The sequence below is a fragment of the Ruegeria sp. SCP11 genome (assembly GCF_040329455.1).
Taxonomy (GTDB): Bacteria; Pseudomonadota; Alphaproteobacteria; order Rhodobacterales; family Rhodobacteraceae; genus Ruegeria; species Ruegeria atlantica_E.
Map to the genome: position 1 here is coordinate 90,414 of NZ_JBDZYG010000012.1, position 17,533 is coordinate 107,946.

General features: G+C 54.2%; 17 protein-coding genes. 11 read left to right on the forward strand and 6 right to left on the reverse strand.

Going from position 1 to position 17,533, the window contains the following annotated elements; all coding sequences use genetic code 11:
• Positions 1-2 precede the first annotated feature (2 nt).
• Positions 3-1,343 (reverse strand): methylenetetrahydrofolate--tRNA-(uracil(54)-C(5))-methyltransferase (FADH(2)-oxidizing) TrmFO, encoded by a 1,341-nt coding sequence (gene trmFO, locus ABLN94_RS17910; RefSeq protein WP_352994921.1) that lies wholly within the window; start codon positions 1,341-1,343, stop codon positions 3-5.
• A gap of 252 nt (positions 1,344-1,595) precedes the next feature.
• Entirely contained in the window at positions 1,596-2,381 is a 786-nt protein-coding gene (locus ABLN94_RS17915) for an enoyl-CoA hydratase (RefSeq protein ID WP_352994924.1), read from the reverse strand.
• Between the two features lie 58 nt (positions 2,382-2,439).
• Between ABLN94_RS17915 and ABLN94_RS17920 the strand changes: the two genes are divergently transcribed.
• Positions 2,440-2,883, forward strand: a complete 444-nt coding sequence (locus ABLN94_RS17920; protein WP_170487601.1) for a PaaI family thioesterase — start codon at positions 2,440-2,442, stop codon at positions 2,881-2,883.
• 56 nt (positions 2,884-2,939) lie between these two features.
• On the opposite strand, the gene ABLN94_RS17925 is transcribed toward ABLN94_RS17920, so the two are convergent.
• The gene (locus ABLN94_RS17925) at positions 2,940-3,167 is read right to left on the reverse strand and encodes a DUF1127 domain-containing protein (protein ID WP_352994926.1); all 228 of its coding nucleotides are present in this window, start codon (positions 3,165-3,167) and stop codon (positions 2,940-2,942) included.
• A 99-nt stretch (positions 3,168-3,266) separates the two neighbouring features.
• On the opposite strand from ABLN94_RS17925, the gene ABLN94_RS17930 reads away from it, so the two are divergent.
• The 3 genes from ABLN94_RS17930 (at position 3,267) to rpsI (ending at position 5,784) form a co-directional block, all read left to right on the forward strand.
• The gene (locus ABLN94_RS17930; RefSeq protein ID WP_352994929.1) at positions 3,267-4,670 is read left to right on the forward strand and encodes a PLP-dependent aminotransferase family protein; all 1,404 of its coding nucleotides are present in this window, start codon (positions 3,267-3,269) and stop codon (positions 4,668-4,670) included.
• 163 nt (positions 4,671-4,833) lie between these two features.
• Positions 4,834-5,292: a 50S ribosomal protein L13 gene (gene rplM / locus ABLN94_RS17935; protein ID WP_170324880.1), complete on the forward strand. Its 459-nt coding sequence runs from the start codon at positions 4,834-4,836 to the stop codon at positions 5,290-5,292.
• 6 nt (positions 5,293-5,298) lie between these two features.
• On the forward strand, positions 5,299-5,784 hold the full coding sequence (gene rpsI / locus ABLN94_RS17940) for a 30S ribosomal protein S9 (protein ID WP_039535473.1): 486 nt from the start codon (positions 5,299-5,301) through the stop codon (positions 5,782-5,784).
• A gap of 355 nt (positions 5,785-6,139) precedes the next feature.
• On the opposite strand, the gene ABLN94_RS17945 is transcribed toward rpsI, so the two are convergent.
• Positions 6,140-6,448, reverse strand: a complete 309-nt coding sequence (locus ABLN94_RS17945) for a hypothetical protein (RefSeq protein WP_352994932.1) — start codon at positions 6,446-6,448, stop codon at positions 6,140-6,142.
• Positions 6,449-6,814: 366 nt separating this feature from the next.
• Between ABLN94_RS17945 and ABLN94_RS17950 the strand changes: the two genes are divergently transcribed.
• Positions 6,815-7,261, forward strand: a complete 447-nt coding sequence (locus ABLN94_RS17950) for a hypothetical protein (RefSeq protein ID WP_352994935.1) — start codon at positions 6,815-6,817, stop codon at positions 7,259-7,261.
• A gap of 398 nt (positions 7,262-7,659) precedes the next feature.
• On the opposite strand, the gene ABLN94_RS17955 is transcribed toward ABLN94_RS17950, so the two are convergent.
• Both ABLN94_RS17955 and ABLN94_RS17960 read right to left on the reverse strand, forming a co-directional pair.
• On the reverse strand, positions 7,660-8,184 hold the full coding sequence (locus ABLN94_RS17955; protein ID WP_170487607.1) for a hypothetical protein: 525 nt from the start codon (positions 8,182-8,184) through the stop codon (positions 7,660-7,662).
• A gap of 186 nt (positions 8,185-8,370) precedes the next feature.
• Positions 8,371-9,708 (reverse strand): tetratricopeptide repeat protein, encoded by a 1,338-nt coding sequence (locus ABLN94_RS17960; RefSeq protein WP_352994937.1) that lies wholly within the window; start codon positions 9,706-9,708, stop codon positions 8,371-8,373.
• Between the two features lie 167 nt (positions 9,709-9,875).
• Between ABLN94_RS17960 and gntH the strand changes: the two genes are divergently transcribed.
• From gntH to ABLN94_RS17990, 6 genes are all read left to right on the forward strand, one after another.
• Positions 9,876-11,207 carry a guanitoxin biosynthesis MBL fold metallo-hydrolase GntH gene (gene gntH / locus ABLN94_RS17965; RefSeq protein WP_352994939.1) on the forward strand — a complete coding sequence of 444 codons (1,332 nt, stop codon included), beginning with the start codon at positions 9,876-9,878 and terminating at the stop codon, positions 11,205-11,207.
• 78 nt (positions 11,208-11,285) lie between these two features.
• Positions 11,286-12,095, forward strand: a complete 810-nt coding sequence (locus tag ABLN94_RS17970) for a hypothetical protein (RefSeq protein ID WP_352994942.1) — start codon at positions 11,286-11,288, stop codon at positions 12,093-12,095.
• Entirely contained in the window at positions 12,046-13,794 is a 1,749-nt protein-coding gene (locus ABLN94_RS17975; protein ID WP_352994945.1) for a hypothetical protein, read from the forward strand. Before ABLN94_RS17970 ends, ABLN94_RS17975 begins: the two co-directional genes overlap by 50 nt.
• Position 13,795: 1 nt before the next feature.
• Positions 13,796-15,055, forward strand: coding sequence for a HupE/UreJ family protein (locus ABLN94_RS17980; RefSeq protein WP_352994948.1), 1,260 nt, complete (start codon positions 13,796-13,798; stop codon positions 15,053-15,055).
• A 246-nt stretch (positions 15,056-15,301) separates the two neighbouring features.
• Entirely contained in the window at positions 15,302-16,363 is a 1,062-nt protein-coding gene (locus ABLN94_RS17985; RefSeq protein WP_352994951.1) for an extracellular solute-binding protein, read from the forward strand.
• A gap of 63 nt (positions 16,364-16,426) precedes the next feature.
• Entirely contained in the window at positions 16,427-17,533 is a 1,107-nt protein-coding gene (locus tag ABLN94_RS17990; RefSeq protein ID WP_352994953.1) for an ABC transporter ATP-binding protein, read from the forward strand.

Consider the following 17,533-nt stretch of genomic DNA (forward strand, 5'->3'; position numbering starts at 1 on the left):
AGTCAGCTCTGCGCCAGCCAGTTTGTCCATTCGGCTTTGGCCCGGTCTGTGTAGGCCTTGTAGCGATCTTTGCGGCCCCGGCGCCCACCTTTCAGCCCTTCGACAGGGCGGAATAGGCCAAAGTTGACGTTCATGGGTTGAAAGGTCTTGGCCTCGGCTCCTCCAGTGATGTGGTGGATCAGAGCACCCATGGCACTGTCCTGCGGCACTTCAGGCAGGGTACGGCCCAATATCTCGGCTGCAGCCAGACGGCCAGCCAGAAGACCCATAGCTGCGCTTTCGACATACCCCTCAACCCCGGTGATCTGGCCAGCAAAGCGGATGTTCGGGCGTGATTTCAGGCGCATCTGCGCGTCCAGCAAAGTCGGCGAATTGATGAAAGTGTTTCGGTGGATGCCACCCAGACGCGCAAAACTGGCATTTTCAAGCCCGGGGATCATGCGAAACACCTCGGTTTGTGCGCCATATTTCATCTTGGTCTGAAAACCCACGATGTTGAACAGCGTGCCAAGGGCGTTGTCGCGGCGCAATTGCACCACCGCATGCGGCTTGACGTCCGGCTGATGCGGATTGGTCAGGCCGACTGGTTTCATCGGTCCGTGGCGTAGAGTCTCGCGTCCGCGTTCCGACATCACTTCGATCGGTAGGCAGCCGTCAAAATAACCAGCCGTTTCCCCCTCGTGGAATTCGGTCTTATCGGCCGCGAGCAGGGCATCGATGAACGCCTCGTACTGATCCTTGTCCATCGGACAGTTCAGATAGGCGGTGCGCTCTTCCTCAGTCTCGCCCTTGTCATAGCGCGATTGCATCCACGCTTTGCTCATGTCGATGCTGTCCGCATAGACGATGGGGGCGATGGCATCGAAGAAGGCCAGAGATTCAGCGCCGGTTTCTTTACTTATGGCCTGACCTAGAGCGGTCGAAGTCAGCGGTCCTGTGGCAAAGATCCAATGGCCTTCGTCGGGCAGGGTGGTTACCTCTTCCCCTGTCACCTGGACTCGTGGGTGAGACCGAAGCTTTGCAGTAACGGATTCCGCAAATGGGTCGCGATCAACTGCCAACGCTCCTCCGGCAGGAAGACGGTGCGCGTCGGCCGTGGTCATGATCAGTCCATTCGCCGCACGCATTTCCCAATGCAACAGACCGACAGCATTCTGTTCGTCGTCATCTGATCGGAAAGAGTTCGAACACACCATCTCGGCCAGATTGCCCGTCTGATGCGCAAAGGTGCCCACGTTGGGCCGCATTTCGTGGATCACGACATCCACGCCCATTTCCGCCGCCTGCCATGCGGCTTCGGACCCGGCCATGCCGCCGCCCACGATATGCAATTTTTGTGTCATGCGCTGCCACATAGGGCACAGCACGTAACAACGCAACACAGGGAGGATGTATATTAGAAATAGGGGATTTTGGGGTCGCCGCTGCGGGAATGTCGACGCCGGTGAGAGAAACCAGCTTGGAGGGACCTTCCGCCCACGGCGACCCAAAAGTGTCTCCAGAGCCTAAGCTCTGACCCAGCATTGCCACAGTGTCGCCGTTTTGGAAAGAAGAAAAATCATCAACAGTCTCGAAAATTGTTTCGAACAGTCGCCTCATTGCCGCCAATTTGGCGGCCTTTTCTCAATAAATGCAGATATTCCTTCTTCGGTATCCCGATGCAGCATATTTTGTGCCATTACCTCTCCGGTATAGCTGTAGGCCTGCTCAATCGGCATATCCAGTTGTTGGTAAAACGCCTGCTTGCCGACTTTGACCGCCGATCCCAGCTTGGCCGCCAGTTGGTCCGCGAGCGCCGCAGTTTCATGTTCCAACAGCATTTCCGGCACTACGCGGTTAATCAATCCAAGCTCAACGGCAGTTTCGGCCGAGATAAATTCACCGGTCGTCAGCATTTCAAACGCGCGTTTGCGGGGAATGTTCCGGCTGAGCGCAACCATGGGGGTCGAGCAAAACAGACCGATATTCACACCGTTCACGCCGAAACGGGTGCCTTCCGCTGCAAAAGCCAAATCGCAAGTGGCAACAAGCTGGCAGCCTGCCGCAGTGGCAATGCCATGAACCTGTGCGATCACCGGTTGGGGCAGAGACTGAATCGAAAGCATCATCTGCGCACATCTGGCAAACAAATCCTGGAAGTAAGATTTACCACCATCTTCTGATTGTCGCCCGGCTGTCATCTGTTTGAGGTCATGGCCCGCGCAGAAAGCCTTGCCTTCACCGCTTAGAATCACTGCTCGGATCGCGCTGTCATCGCGCAACGCGTCGAACTCGGCCTGAAGGGCTGCCAGCATCTCATCGCTCAGGGCATTCAGGCGATCAGGCGAGTTCATTTTCAGGGTAGCCACGGCACCTGTGTCGTTACGTTCCAGAATTGGCATCTTGCTCTCCGTTCCGATGTCGGGCCAACTCTAGGTCGGCAAATCGAGGAGGGGAAGCATGTCATTGGTCATGAACCGCGAAGACCTGACAGACTACATGAGGCAGGTCTTTCCGCAGGTGCATCGGGACTTTGTAGTTGAAGAGCTAAATGAGGACTCGATTGTGATGCGGTTGGTTGTCGAAGATCGGCATCTGCGTCCAGGTGGAACCGTTTCAGGGCCGTCCATGTTTGGGTTGGCTGATGTAAGCGTCTACGCAATGGTTTTGGCGCGCAAAGGTCGGCAATCACTTGCCGTCACCACCAATAGTTCTTTGGATTTTTTAAGAAAACCGGAAGGCGGCAAAGATATGATCGCGCATTGCCGGTTGCTGAAACTGGGCCGCAGTCTTGCTGTTGGGGACGTGCTGATGTTCTCCGACGGGTCCGACAAGCCAGTTGCGCGAGCGACGATGACCTATTCGCTTCCACCCGAAGGGTCTGCGGCAGCGGCGTTTGGGTAAAAAAGGCCGGGCATTGCCCGGCCAGGAAGAGGTCCCGTCAAGGGACTGGGGAAATTTTAGCCCTGCCAGAAGTAGCGGGTGTACTCCCGCCGGGCCTGATACCGGGTCAGGCCGACATCTCTGAGAAGCCGGTCATCCAAATTGGACAAATTTACTCGGCTGCGGCGTTGGCGTTCCCACTTCGTCACGGTTGCCGCAAACCGCACGGCCAGCGCGGCGATCAGCGGCAGCCGGGGGCTGTCGTTCAGCAGCAAGAGGGCGGGGTTGTGCATTGCGCGTGTCATAGTGGGTATCCTTTCAAATTGTATTGACACAAAGCTAATATGTTCGGTACAAGAGATTGATACATTCGAGATTGTGTCAAAATCAAAGGAAGAATTGTAATGGATACAATTTGGCCGGAGGCGTTGCCGAAATCAAAGGGCCCAAAGTACACTCTGGTCGCTGATACCATTCGAAAAGCAATAGATAACAAGATGCTGGAAGTCGGAGCGAAACTGCCTCCGGTTCGTGAACTGGCGTATCGACTACAAATCACGCCGGGTACGGTTGCGAGAGCGTACACCATTCTGACCGATGAAGGCTTATTAAACGCCGAGGTCGGTCGCGGTACATTTGTCGCCCCTCCGAAATCTCCCATTCTGGACGATGTTTGGGCCAGGCAGTTGCACCTGCAAGATGACAAGTACAACGCCAATGTCAGCCTCTTTAGTCCGCGGCTGGCAGATGTGGGGCAGGTCGCCTTGATTCGCGAGTGCCTGAAAAAGGTCTCACATTCCGATCCTGGGTTGTTCCTGAACTACCCAACTCGCGATGCCTATCAACCAATGCGGCAGACCGTGGTGGATTGGTTGTCGGATCTGCCCTTGGGAGCGCTTTCACATGACGACATTGTTTTAACACATGGTGGGCAGAATGGGTTGTGCCTTGTGTTCCAGACAATCTTGCGTGGCGCCAAGCCGGTGGTTTTGGTGGAAGATCTATCCTACGCAGGTTTTCGCAGGGCAGGGGAGTTGATGCGAGCCGACGTCGTCGGCGTCAAAATGGACAAGTGGGGTATAGATCCCAATGCCATGGAACATCTGTTGCGTCAGACACCCGCGCAAGCTGTTTGCGTCTCGCCTGAGGTTCAGAATCCTACCGGGGCGCACACACCGCTGGAGCGGCGCAAAGAGATCGTGGAAGTCGCGCGCCGCTTTGATGTGCAAATTGTCGAGGACGATTGTTACCGAATGGGCGATGCGCGTGAGCCGAGTTATCGCGCCCTTGCGCCCGAGCGCGGATGGCATGTGTCTTCCATCTCTAAAACACTGACGCCCGCATTGCGTGTCGGTTTCGCCATCGCGCCGAGGGAAAGAAGCGTCGATTTGCGGCGGTCCGCCGAATACGGGTACTTCGGACTTGCACAGCCGCTTGCGGAACTGACCCGGTTATTATTATCCGACCCTAGAACGCGGCAGATTGCGAGGGATGTCCGCGTAAAGATGGGAGAATATGTGCGGGTTGCAGTGAACGCTTTGGGCGGGTTTGAGCTCAACTGGGCACCGGACGTTCCATTTGTTTGGCTGCACCTACCTTCCGGGTGGCGTGCTGCAGCGTTTAGTCGTGCCGCTGAACGAGAAGGGATTCAACTCCGGTCTGCTGATGAGTTCGCCCTACGCGATGGGCGCGCCCCAAATGCAGTACGGATCGCTATGAATGGGCATGTGTCGCTTGAGCGGTTTGAAGATGCGATGCAGCGATTGAGACGCTTGCTGGACAATCCACCCGAGCAAATCAGCGTCTAACTATGGGGTAAAATAATACCTATTTTTTAAGTTATTGAAATTGCGATATTTAAAAGCGTTTGATGTTGTTGACCTGCGCTACACTCCCCTCTAAATACGCTCCATCGAATTCGGGCCGCTCTGTCTTGGGGCGGTCCCTCACATCAAACAGGACTATCCTGCCATGAAAACCTTTTCTGCAACACCTGCAGACATCGACAAGAAATGGATTCTGATCGACGCCGAGGGCGTTGTTCTGGGCCGTCTTGCCTCGATCGTCGCCATGCGTCTGCGTGGCAAGCACAAAGCGTCGTTCACCCCGAACATGGACATGGGCGACAACGTCATCGTGATCAACGCTGACAAAATCCAGATGACAGGCAAGAAGCGCGAAGAGAACTTCTACTGGCACACTGGCCACCCGGGCGGCATCAAGTCGCGCACCAAGCAGCAGATCCTCGAGGGTGCCCACCCCGAGCGCGTTGTGACCCAAGCGGTCAAGCGCATGCTGCCGGGCAACCGCCTGTCGCGTCAGCAAATGACCAACCTGCGCGTTTATGCCGGTGCCGAGCACCCGCACGAAGCCCAGGCCCCCGAAGTTCTGGACGTTAAGTCCATGAACAAGAAAAACACCCGGAGCTAATGACCGATGGCTGATCAGATCAATACTCTCGAAGAGCTGAGCGCCGTCGCAGGCGTTGAAACCGTGGCCGAAGAAGTCATCGTGCGTGAACCCGTGCGTGACGAACTGGGCCGCTCCTACGCCACCGGCAAGCGTAAAGACGCTGTTGCCCGCGTTTGGATCAAGCCGGGTTCCGGCAAGGTCACCGTGAACGGCAAAGACCAAGACAAGTACTTTGCTCGTCCCGTTCTGCAGCTGATCCTGCGCCAGCCTTTCCAGGTTGCTGGTGTTGAAGGCGAATTCGACGTTGTTGCAACCGTCAAAGGCGGTGGCCTGACCGGTCAGGCCGGTGCGGTCAAGCACGGTATCTCGAAAGCTCTGCAGCTGTACGATCCGTCGCTGCGCGGCGCGCTGAAAGCCGCTGGCTTCCTGACCCGCGACAGCCGCGTTGTGGAACGTAAGAAATACGGTAAGCGCAAAGCGCGTCGTTCGTTCCAGTTCTCGAAGCGTTAATCGCTGAACGATCAAAATACACTTTTAAAACAAACGGTCGCAAGATTTTGCGGCCGTTTTTTGTTATTAGCAGATCGTTAGCAGCACGCTGATATCATAGACGTCTTGGTTTAGCGAAATTAGCATAATTTTAGCGTTTACAGCATTGGAGAGACGGGCAGGGCGCGGCTTACTACAAGAATAGACAAGAACACTACGATGGAGCGCTCTTGTTGTTTCAACGCAATCTAGACGTAGCCGTTCCCAACTCAAAAACACATCGCGCTGCAAACTGGTACATGCGGCTAAAGATAGCTGGGCAAAAAGGCTACTACACACGCAGCACTAAGCTCACGAAGTACGAAGAAGCGTTTGATTATGCGCAAGCTGAGTTCTTGCGTTTGCAGCAGGCTGCAAGGATGGGACACAGCTTAGGGCTTTTTGTACTGGACTTGCGAGCCAGCTTTCCGCGCGCTTTTTCCGCATGCGAACGTTGATTTTGCGTATTTTTGGCTGGCGTCTCCAATTCAGCCAACCGCTGTCGTTGTGTGCTGCGTTCAGCCAGCATCGCGTGCAAAAATTTTGCGGTCAGTATTAATGCTGAAGTTCGATCTTGCGTGTTTAGTTCTTTGTAGGTTTTTGCGGCCAGCTTCAGAAGCTGACTGAAACGTTTTCTATTTTCCATTCTTGCCTTCAAACTTATTTATTATTTGAAATCAGAGGTTTGATTGAGAATTTCGGAATGGTGAAATTTTTTTTCGTAGTAAAGCGTTTTACTTTCGGGCTGCTCGGCCAAAATTGGCCACAAACGGTGCGTGCCAAACCTTTTCGGATATTTGGATCTCTGAGCGCTTGCGCAGTTTGATGCAGACCGCTCAAAAAGACCCGTGCGCCGGTTCCGATCTGGTTTACAGGTAGCTACAGCATGGCACGTCGCTCTGTGCCGTATGCGCAAGAGACTAAGTTGCTGCGGTGGGAGTAACGGTTTGGTTTTGGTCGTAAATTAGAGCGCAAGGCAGCAAACTTGTGGCTAATACACAAGGAGTGAAGCATGTCTAATCTATCAAAACTCACCGTCAAATCCGTTGTCCGTACCAATAACCAAGACCCAACGCGCCAGCGTAGGCTAAAGCTCGTCGCAGCTTTGGAAGAACAGGTGAATGTGGCGGATGCCGCTTTGAAAGGCGAAGATTATTCAGTGCTGCACAAGGCATGGGACAAAAACGACACTGGTGAAAAGGTGCTTGTTGATCGCATGCGCAAGGTTCGCGCGTGGTTTTTTGAGCAAGACGGAGGCTGGTATGTGCAGTGTAAATACGGCAACCGAACCCTCGTACTGGCAGATGGCAACTCGGTTTTCGTAAAGACGCTGAAAGAAGTGAAGGGCGCTTTGTTGACGTTGAAGGCTGCTGCGCAAGCCGGTGAGCTAGATGAAGCCATTGATAATACGATAAAAAAGCGCGAGAAAGTGGAGGCGCAGTTTCAGCGTAGTCGTTAGCAGTTTATTAGCAGAATTTTCTTGGTGCTGTAAACATTTGTAAAATATAGAAATAACAGACGTTCAGGTTAGCGAAGCGTTAATCGCTGCGGAAACCGAAATTCAAAGGGCTCGCAATTGCGGGCCCTTTTTCTTCGCATACCGGTGTAGAGCCTCTCGTTGGGTTCGCTAGCACGAGGGGGAGCTTTTCCGCCTCTCTTTTTCAGCGTAAACCATTCGGGTGATTTGGTTTTCCCGCGACCATCCGCACAGCGAGTTTGAACATCGGCCCTAACACGCGACTGATTTTTTGTGGCGTATACCTGACGTTTTGCGCCAATGGATCTCAGTTGAGACGTGGGTGGATCATTGGCCACACAAAAAAAAGCGGGCTACCCTTGAAGGGCAGCCCATTTAGTTCACTGCCCTGACATAAGATCGCGAAGCTCCTGAATCTTCTCTGCAATCGTTTCTGGCGACGCCTGGATGTCATCCAAAATTTTAATAGCCTGCGTCTTAATATCTTGCGCCAGTTCGCTCTCCTGAATGGATGCGACCATCGTGTCATAGTCAAAGTTATCAAGGCTTAGCGCGCCGGCCTCGATCCACGAATTCAGTAGATCTTGACCCTGGTTCGCCAGAGCGGCGACTTCTTCACCAGCCTGATTGGCCAAATCCGTCGCAGTCTGACCTGCTTGATCCGCGGCATCCGAGGCCTGATCCGCGATAGACGCGGCGGCGTCGGATGCTTGATCTGCAACAGACGAGGCGGCCTCATTCGCCTGCTCAGCTACCGAGCTTGCCGCCTCACTGACCGCGTCCCCGGCATCCTGCGCAGCAGATTGCAACTGTTCGGCTGGCGTTGGGTCGGGTTGGGTTGTGTAATAATAAATTCCAGCGCCAGCAGCGGCGATGACTACAGCTATTAGGATAGTGCGGGACATGTGTCTCTCCTTTGGGAAATGTGCCGCCGAGATGGGATAAGCCTAACTGAAATCAAAGGGGAAATCGCGAAATTTCTTTTCAAATCTGTGGATTGAGCCATGCTACGCCCAAAAAACCAAGGTCGGATGGCAATAACACGCCCACATATGCAGAATACGTCTTTTTACTGCCTAAGGGTTGAATTCCTACTGAAGTGACGGCGGTGACCATCCTTGACGCAGAAGTTCGTTGACGACATCGTCGGCGTGTTTGTCATTGCTGTAAATACTCTTCAACATTGTCGCAATTGGCGCATTCGGCCATGCGCGCTCCAATTCGGCCAGTTTCGCTTGAGCTTGACGATCACGGCCCAGAACAGAAAACGCGGCAACTTGATATGCCAAAGACGGCGCACTCAGCGGGTCTCCTAGTCGTTTCGCCTCTTCAAACCGTTGGATGGTCTTTTCATAGTCGCCGAGATGGAAATGCGCAGCACCCGATATGTTGCGGTTGGCAAACCTCTGATTGCTTGAATCCACCAGTGTCTGCCGATCTGCAGTTTCAACCGCTTCAGCAAACGCGCCTGAGAACAACGCCACTGCGCCGAGAAAATCAAGAACGGCACCGTCCTCCGGGTCAAGTTGGGCAGCCCGTCTTCCAACCATCAACGCTGCTTCGTAATCCTGATTGGCAAAGTAAGCCCAACTCTTGGCGGATTGGCTCCAGGCTTGGTCAGGTGCCAGCCTGACTGCTTCATTAGCGAATTCCATAGCAGCAGCTGTATAGTCGTTTTTTGCGTCCGAAGGTGGTGTAATGACCGACAGCGTCGCCAGCGCCTGAGCGGCCCCGGCGTAACCACCGAAATAGTCGGGATCGATTTCGATCACACGCTCGAATACGGACAGCACGAGAATTTGTCGGGGGCGATCAAAGATCGGGAAGATCATTGCGCGTGCTTGTTGCGCCAGGTTGAACGCCTGCAGGGCTGCAGGCGACTTTTCGTAGATTGCAGCCCGTTGCAAGAGGTCCGAGGTTTCTGAAACAAAAACACTGTTGGAGCTTCCAGGAGCATGTTCAGAATCCGATAGCAGCAGGCTGTTCGCAATGAACGCACCGATCAAGGCACCGACCGCAAACGTGCCAACGGGAACGCCAAATCTTTCTACGCGTTTGACGGGGCGGTGGCTGCGCGCGGGTTCAACGCTTTCGAACCGGGGCCGATACCCGCCGCTGTCCATATACAATCTTACTGGGTCGTTCTTGCCAGCGCCTTCATAGTACAGTTCCAGAAACTGCCGAAGACGTCTGGCGTCCACACGGACTACGTTTTCCGGATCGGACCCTTCAGAGGTGTCGCGACCATAGACATCCTGAGCAATAGTTTTGCCGCGAATGTGTTCACCACGACCCGCCAGTTCTTCGTCGACGATATAGATCAGGAACGCTCTGAGGCGGTCGGCTCCCTCAAGATGGCTGTCATCCAGCAAACGCGAAAGCGCATCCCGCTTTTCGGTCTCGGTAACGCTGTCTGTGAGCCCATTCATATTCCTATTTTTGCAATTAATTCGATGTGAGTCACCCCGTTTCAAACTGTGAGTCACTTACGTTTTCAGTCTCGGGCCCGCAGGATCGAGAGAAGTCCCTCGACCGTCAAGTAGTTTGAGTGGGGCCTTAAACTATTGCGGACATTCTATTTTAAGGAGGAAACCCAATGGTACGACCTTCAGATTTCAGGAAACTCAGCAAGCATTTCACGGTTGGGCTGGCGTTCGGGGTTTGGGCAACCGCACCGCAGTCAGTCACACAAGCCGTGATCGACTTTGTTTCTCCGTCTGCTGCCTACGCGCAGGACGCCGAAGAGGTCTCTCCAACCGCCGTTCGTGACCGACCGCGGGAAGTTTATTACCCCAACACAGAAGACCTTGCCGAAGATGAGATGCGTGTGATCGCCTGCGGCACCGGGATGCCGACGACACGCGCAGCGCAGGCCGCTGCCTGTTTCCTTGTTGAATTGGGGAACGGCGACAAGTTCCTGTTCGACATCGGTTCGGGTTCGGCCGAGCGGATTTCATCGCTTCAAATTCCTTACAACTATCTGGACAAGGTTTTTATCGGTCACCTGCACACCGACCATTTCGGGGCGTTGCATGATCTGTTCATTGGCGGTGCGCTGATGGGGCGAAACATTCCCCTTCGCGTTTGGGGCCCAAGCGGGCCAGCAGAAGAACTCGGAACTGCCTATGCGCTTGATCACATGCAGAAGATGTTAACTTGGGATCTGGCTGGCCGCGCAGGAATCGTGGATTTTCGGGGCTACTCGATCGAAGTCAATGAATTTGACTACAAGCTGGAAAACGAAGTCATCTACGACGAGAACGGTGTACAAATTCGGACCTTCCCTGCAATTCACTCGATCGACGGTGCGGTAAGTTATGCGTTGGAGTGGAATGGTTTAAAGTTTGTTTTCAGCTCGGATACTTATCCCAACACGTGGTTCAAAGAGTACGCAAAGAATGCCGATCTAGCGATTCACGAATGCTTCATCGCGGTGCCCGATTTGGTGAGTAAGATGAAATTTACACCCGAGACAGCTCTCTTGGCCGGAACACAGGTACACACGGCGCCCGAAGCTTTTGGGAAAGTCATGAGTGACATCCAGCCACGAATGGCAGTCGCGTATCATTTCTTCAACGACTTCGATACGTCGTCAAATGTTCATGATCGCATTCGTTCAACCTATGATGGCCCTCTGAGCATGGCAGATGACTTCATGGTCTGGAACGTGACGAAAGACGACATCATAGTGCGGATGGCCGTCACCGAAGAGCGTACCTGGTCGCCGCCTTTAGCTTCGCCCGCTAAACCACCATCTCAGGATGATAAGGCAGAGTTCGCTGAGCGTTCTGGTGTTCCGCTTGAAGCAATGCAATTCTCGGACTTTACCAAAGAAGGGTATGACGACGTAGACGATGTCTTACGCCCAATCTACGAAGAAGCCTCGGAGGTTTTGGGGCAAGACTTCCCCTATCCCGGAGATCAATAACCCCTCGGCACCAAGAGAAGCGCGGGTGAGAACTCGCGCCGGTCTTCTTGGCTCAACTCTTTGAACCGGAGACTTGGGATGCGATTTGCTCAGAAATGGAAATTATGGCTGCCTTTGCAGATTGGCCTGACGCTAGTCGCAGTAACGGTTGCAAATGCGCAAGCTCTCTCACGTAATTCGACGGATGCCGACGCATGGCGCCATTCAATCACACCCTATCTTTTCCTGCCTCTCAGCACCAAAGGCACTTCTACAGTTGACGGTACCAGTGTCGATCTGGACCTGAACCTGAGCGAGGTCCTGGATATTCTACAGGGTGCGGCATCGGTTCGATACGAAGGGTGGAGGGGCGATTTCGGGATTATTTCCGAGGTTTACTACGTGAAGCTCGGTGAAGACGGGAACTTGCCGGTTGGAAATGCAACGATTGACGTGGACGTTCGGCAAACATTCTTCAACCTTCAGGCCGCTTACAGGTTTTCAGAGGGCGTGAATGCTTCGGGACGCCGTTTTGCGGCCGATGCTGCAATCGGCGTTCAATGGAACCGTCTGAAGCAGGAAATTGATCTGGCCGGACCGGGGCCGGGCAGGACCTTGGGCGGAACAGAGGAATGGTTCGAGCCCTTGATCGCGCTGCGCTATGCCGTGGAGCTTAACGACAGGTGGAGCTTCGCGACCCGAGCTTCGTTAAGCGGCTTTGGGGTGAACGGAGACGATCTGCAATACGTCGCTTTGGCCGGATTTGACTGGAAGGGCTGGGAGAACACGTCTTTGCGGTTTGGCTACCAGTTTTACGGAATTGACTACTCCACAGACCGTGATGGCGGGGAGTTTGCTTATGACATCGATCAAAACGGAATTTACGCCGCTGTTGCGTTTCACTTCTAAGACGTGGTGCGGCATTGCTTGCCTGGCTGCCGTCATAGTCGGCTGGGGGCCTGCCAAGGCTGATCTCGTCTCACCTTACGGTGGCGAGACGGCGCCGAACTTCGCCGAACTGTCGGTCGAAACGGATCATGTTCGCGTTATGCTGGAAATCGACCTGAGCGCGTATCCATTCTTTGTCGCAGCTGACGATGGCTCCGGTGCATCATTGTCGGAACGCACAGGGCAGACATTTCACGTATCAGCTGATGGCGATCCGTTGGACCGCGTGGTCCATGCAATTGACGTGCGCCCTCGCATCCCTCGTCAAACAGCAGCCAGCAGTTTGGTCGCACCTCGACCCCGAAGTGCGGAAGTCGTCTTTGTGGATTTGGAGTTTCCCTTTCAAGGCAGGCCGGAAAAGATCACGTTCACACCGCCATTGAACTCTGACGGTGTTCCGTTGGCCTCAATCGGGGTTATGGCCGAACACAGCGGTGTACCGGTCACCGACTACCGGTTCTTGTCTCAATCGGAAACGATTCTGCTGAGTTGGGATGACCCCTGGTTCACCAGATTTGAAAACCCGAACCTGACCCGCCATCACAAATCCCCGCTCATGTCGTTTCTGTCGATCGCGCCGCGTGAAGTACGCCACGAGGTGATTTTTCGCCTAAAAGACCTCGAAGGGTGGACTGAACTGAAACTTGGCGACGCCGAAAGCCTCACCGCCGATCAGGTCACATGGATCAAAGAAGAGGCCTCGGATTTCTTCAAAACCCAAAACCCTGTCACCGTAGATGGGGTCAACGTGATGCCAAGTAGCGTGAAGGTGTCCCGTATCGCGGTGGGTGCTGAGGGGCTGCGCGTGCTACCGGATCAGGCACCTGCCGAGCGCACTACGATGCTTTTGGGGGCCGTGTTGTCCTATCCTCAAGACCGTCTGGCCAGTCAGGTTGACATGCATTGGCAATTGTTCCCTGATGGCGTTGATATCGTTCCCATCACACTCAGCGATCCGGCGGGTGGGGTCCCTTCGCAAATCTACAAAACAGATCCGAAAGTGAGGTGGACCAATCACCTGACGGCTTGGGAAGAGCCCCGCACCCAACCGGTCATTGTTAAAACCGCCGGGGCGGTGCCTCTGCCGTTTTTTGCATTTGGATTGGCCGTGATTTCCGTGATTTGCTTGCTGAGCGCGTGGAATTTGAAGTCTGCGCCACGGGGGCTGAGCTTCGGGTTGGCCGTTTTTTTTGCCGCGGCAGCCATTCTAACGTTTGCGATGAAAGGCTCTTTTCCCCGCCCTGAACCGGACGAGATCGCAACCCATCACGTCGCAAAAGGTATGTTGGACAATATTAACACGGCCCTGTTGGAGACGGACGCAGATGGAATTCAGGCCGCTCTAGCGCCGTTTGTGGATGAGTCCCACCGAGAGGATGTCAGTGCCGAGCTTCGCAGGGGACTATCGGTTACACTTCCATCTGGCGCTTCAGCGCTGGCAGAAGAAATTGAAGACTTGTTGGTTGAAAACCTAGCCCAAGGCCAGGGCAAAGACGATTTTCAGATCATCGCAAATTGGACGGCCCGTGTCAGCGGTGGACATTGGGGGCATTTGCACCGGCAGAACGTGAATTTTCGCGGGCTGATGGATGTATCAAGGCGCGGTGATCAATGGATGCTGGATGGCCTGACCGTGCTGACAGCCAAAAAGGAGGGTTGATATGCGACGTACTAAATTAGTTTTCGCCTTCCTTGCGATTGCCATGGTGTTTCTCACGGCAGACAGGTCCAGTGCTCACTTCAATCTGAATCAGAATGTAAGAGTGCATCATGTGGTGCGTTCTGAGAACGGTTTGGACGTATATCTTAGAATACCACTGTCCTATGTGGTCGCCGAATTGGTTGGACCAGAAGGGGTCGACGGCCTCCCGGTTCCTGCACCATATACCTACAACCAGATCGAGGATGGCGTAGTGATGCATTACGTCGATCAGGTTGAATTGCGCGACAATCCGGACGGGTTGGCGTTGCTTGCTGTTGGCGGGCTGGTTTTGTCTGTTGAGGGACAAGTACCAACGGCCTCCGTCATCGCCATGCGCTTGCATCCCTTGGGCTCGGAGCCTGGTTTTGCGACCCTGGCCGAGGCGAAAAACGCACTATCCGCCAAAGATGAGTTCCCTGCAGGCGACGAGACTTATGTGGGCGATGTGATGCTGGACCTGCACTTACGTTACGCGACCGGTCCGGTCGAAGATTACGCACTGTCGTACTCGTCTGATCCTGGACTAACAGGGCAAGAGGATACGGCTAACTTGATCTTGGATTACAACGGCGATCAAGTCCGCACCTATCGCGCAACAGGTTTAATGCACGAGCCGATCAGTGTGTCCGGATCAGCGACGGCAGCTGCTTCAACATTTGTGGTCGAAGGCATCCGACACATCATCGAAGGTCCAGATCACGTGTTGTTCGTGCTCTGTATGATTATCGGAGCGGTGAATCTGCACAGCCTGCTGGCGCGGGTAACAGGGTTTACGCTCGGCCATACGGTGACATTGATCCTGGGCTTTTTCGGAGTTGCCCCGAGCGGTGACTGGTTCATCCCCACGGTCGAACTGGCCATTGCTCTTTCGATCATTTACGCCGCCGTAATGGCCGTTCGGCCACCTGAGCGGAACCACGGTGACCTAAAGGCTTTTGCGATCACTTCGGGCATTGGCTTGCTGCATGGTTTCGGCTTTTCCTTCATGCTGCACCAGATCCTGCGCGTGGATGCGCCAAACGTATGGCACAGCCTTCTGGCCTTTAACGTAGGTGTCGAGATTGGGCAGTTGATGATCGTTCTATTGGTCTGGCCATTGGTTCTGATCTTGCGCAAGCAACCAGGCCGTATCTGGGTCGGTTCGCGTGCTGCCGTTGCTGCATGTGCGAGCCTTGTGGCTATGGTCTGGGTGGTTCAAAGGGCAGAGTTTTTCTTGTGACGGCCTGAACCGTTAAAATACCAACAATTCGATCGGCGTATCCTTTCTCATCTTGTCGTCCTTCTTGATCCGCTCCGCTGACTTACAAAAAGGAACGAACCAATTGACGGTTCCTCGCTAAGAGACCCCTTGCTTGTAGTTGAGGGTAAAGATGGCAGTGGACTTCCCGAAGCTAGTTTGACTTAATGCTGTTACAAAAAATCTTGTATTTACCAGCGCATGGCTGGATCTACCAAGGGGAGAACTATGAAATATTCATTGCTTGCATCATTTGTAGCAGTGTCCGCGCTGGCCGCGCCAATGCTACAAGCGGACACTCTGAGACTGCTGACATGGGGTGGTTACGCACCGGAAGACGTGATCGCGAAGTTCGAGGCCGAAACGGGCCATACGGTCGAGGTAACGACCTCGAATAATGAGGAAATGATTGCAAAACTACGCGCGACCAACGGTGGCGGGTTTGATCTGGCACAGCCCAGCCAAGACAGGATCACCAGCGCGCAGGAAGAATTTGGAATTTACAAACCAATCGACATGTCCCGTGTGAATGCTGATTTGTTCATTCCGTCGATGCTCAGCGCGACCGCGGGAAACACGACCTTTGATGGCGAGGTTTATGGCCTGCCGCATGTCTGGGGAACCAGTGGTCTGGTTGTGAACACGGCCGAAGCCGTAGATGTGACCGACTACACCGATTTGTGCGACGACGCGGTCGCAGGGAAGGTGTCTTACCGTCTCAAGCGCCCGACGCTGATCGGGTTTGCTTATTCCATGGGGCTCGATCCCTTTGCCGCTTATGGCGACACAGAAGCTTATCAAGGCATTCTGGATCAGGTCGAAGCGAAGCTGACGGAATGCAAGCCCAACGTGAAAACCTATTGGGGCGGTGGAGATGAGATCAAGAACCTGCTTCGTTCGGGTGAAGTCGTGGCGTCGATGGCGTGGGATACAGGCGGTTGGCAGCTGAACGCCGACAATCCAGACATCACTTTTGTTGCACCGGAAGCGGGCGCATTGGGCTGGATCGACACCTTCGTTTTGCCAGCACGCGGCCGGGCTGATGATGCGGCCTATGACTGGATCAACTTTGTGATGCAGCCCGAGATCGCGGCGATGATCACCAACACTGCAGGAAACTTCACGGCAGCTGTGGACGGCGATGCGGGCGTCAACGAGGATCTTAAGGCTCGTTATCAGGGCAGCTTTGATCAGGAAGCGATTGATAACATCAAATGGTACCCACCTGTGCCAGCTGGCCTTGAGGCACTCGAAGGAGCGACTCTGGACAGGATCAACGCAGCAAACTAATGCTGTGACACCGGCCAAAAGGGGGCACCTTCGGGTGCCCCTTTACACTTGGGAGTTTGCAATTTGACGAATACGGGTCCTGATCTTGAATGTCGTGATCTGATCAAGGATTTCGACACGTTCCGCGCTGTCGACCATGTCAGTTTTGATGTGCCGCAAGGCTCTTTCTTTTCCATCCTCGGCCCTTCGGGATGCGGCAAGACAACCTTGTTGCGCATGATCGCTGGCTTTCAGACACCGTCAGCCGGAGATTTGCTGATTAAAGGGCATTCCATGATAGGAGTGCCGCCGAACAAACGTCCGGTATCCATGGTATTCCAACACCTTGCGCTTTTTCCAACGATGAACATCGGGGACAATGTAGGATTTGGATTGCGCCAACGCGGCATCTCGAAGTCAGAGATCAAAACACGTGTGGAAAAGGTGCTCGATCGTGTCGGATTGCCGAACGTGGCCGAACGCCGGGTCGATCAACTGTCCGGCGGACAAAAACAGCGAGTCGCGATTGCTCGGTGTATGGTTCTTGAGCCAGATGTGCTGTTGCTGGACGAACCGCTGGGCGCGCTGGACTTGAAGCTGCGCGAGCATATGAAGGTGGAGCTTAAGGCTCTGCAGTCGGCCTTTAACACGACCTTTGTGTATATCACTCACGACCAATCTGAGGCGTTGGTGATGAGTGACAATATCGCGGTTATGAACCATGGAAGGTTCGAACAGATCGGTACACCGCATGACGTCTATCACGCGCCGGACACAGCGTTTGTTGCCGGATTTGTCGGGGACGCCAACAAGATATCTGCTCGAGTCGTTGCGACAGACGAAACGACCTTGACGCTCAAAGCTGATGGCGGCTCGGACATTCGTGTCGCTGTCGGTCGGGATCAGTTGCCAACGGGACAGAAGGTTCAAGTCTTTCTAAGGCCCGAAGCCATTGAATTGCTGCCAAACGGAGCCGACACAGACGGGGTGTCGAACGTTAGCCCCGGCATTGTTGAGAATGTCCTTTTCAACGGAGCCAACAGCATGGTTACCGTGAAAGGAACGGATGGCGTCAGTTGGAAGGCGGCTCTACCGCAAACCGGTGATTTTGCCTCCCTGCAAAAGGGTGATGCGGTACGCACCCGTTGGCAACCGACGCGAGCGCGGTGTTATCCCGTGGCGGAGGGCTGA

Bases quoted from the DNA above. Each gene is read 5' to 3' on its own strand.
- trmFO (WP_352994921.1), bottom strand. From the start codon at position 1,343: ATGACACAAAAATTGCATATCGTGGGCGGCGGCATGGCCGGGTCCGAA.
- ABLN94_RS17915 (WP_352994924.1), bottom strand. From the start codon at position 2,381: ATGCCAATTCTGGAACGTAACGACACAGGTGCCGTGGCTACCCTGAAA.
- ABLN94_RS17920 (WP_170487601.1), top strand. From the start codon at position 2,440: ATGTCATTGGTCATGAACCGCGAAGACCTGACAGACTACATGAGGCAG.
- ABLN94_RS17925 (WP_352994926.1), bottom strand. From the start codon at position 3,167: ATGACACGCGCAATGCACAACCCCGCCCTCTTGCTGCTGAACGACAGC.
- ABLN94_RS17930 (WP_352994929.1), top strand. From the start codon at position 3,267: ATGGATACAATTTGGCCGGAGGCGTTGCCGAAATCAAAGGGCCCAAAG.
- rplM (WP_170324880.1), top strand. From the start codon at position 4,834: ATGAAAACCTTTTCTGCAACACCTGCAGACATCGACAAGAAATGGATT.
- rpsI (WP_039535473.1), top strand. From the start codon at position 5,299: ATGGCTGATCAGATCAATACTCTCGAAGAGCTGAGCGCCGTCGCAGGC.
- ABLN94_RS17945 (WP_352994932.1), bottom strand. From the start codon at position 6,448: ATGGAAAATAGAAAACGTTTCAGTCAGCTTCTGAAGCTGGCCGCAAAA.
- ABLN94_RS17950 (WP_352994935.1), top strand. From the start codon at position 6,815: ATGTCTAATCTATCAAAACTCACCGTCAAATCCGTTGTCCGTACCAAT.
- ABLN94_RS17955 (WP_170487607.1), bottom strand. From the start codon at position 8,184: ATGTCCCGCACTATCCTAATAGCTGTAGTCATCGCCGCTGCTGGCGCT.
- ABLN94_RS17960 (WP_352994937.1), bottom strand. From the start codon at position 9,708: ATGAATGGGCTCACAGACAGCGTTACCGAGACCGAAAAGCGGGATGCG.
- gntH (WP_352994939.1), top strand. From the start codon at position 9,876: ATGGTACGACCTTCAGATTTCAGGAAACTCAGCAAGCATTTCACGGTT.
- ABLN94_RS17970 (WP_352994942.1), top strand. From the start codon at position 11,286: ATGCGATTTGCTCAGAAATGGAAATTATGGCTGCCTTTGCAGATTGGC.
- ABLN94_RS17975 (WP_352994945.1), top strand. From the start codon at position 12,046: ATGACATCGATCAAAACGGAATTTACGCCGCTGTTGCGTTTCACTTCT.
- ABLN94_RS17980 (WP_352994948.1), top strand. From the start codon at position 13,796: ATGCGACGTACTAAATTAGTTTTCGCCTTCCTTGCGATTGCCATGGTG.
- ABLN94_RS17985 (WP_352994951.1), top strand. From the start codon at position 15,302: ATGAAATATTCATTGCTTGCATCATTTGTAGCAGTGTCCGCGCTGGCC.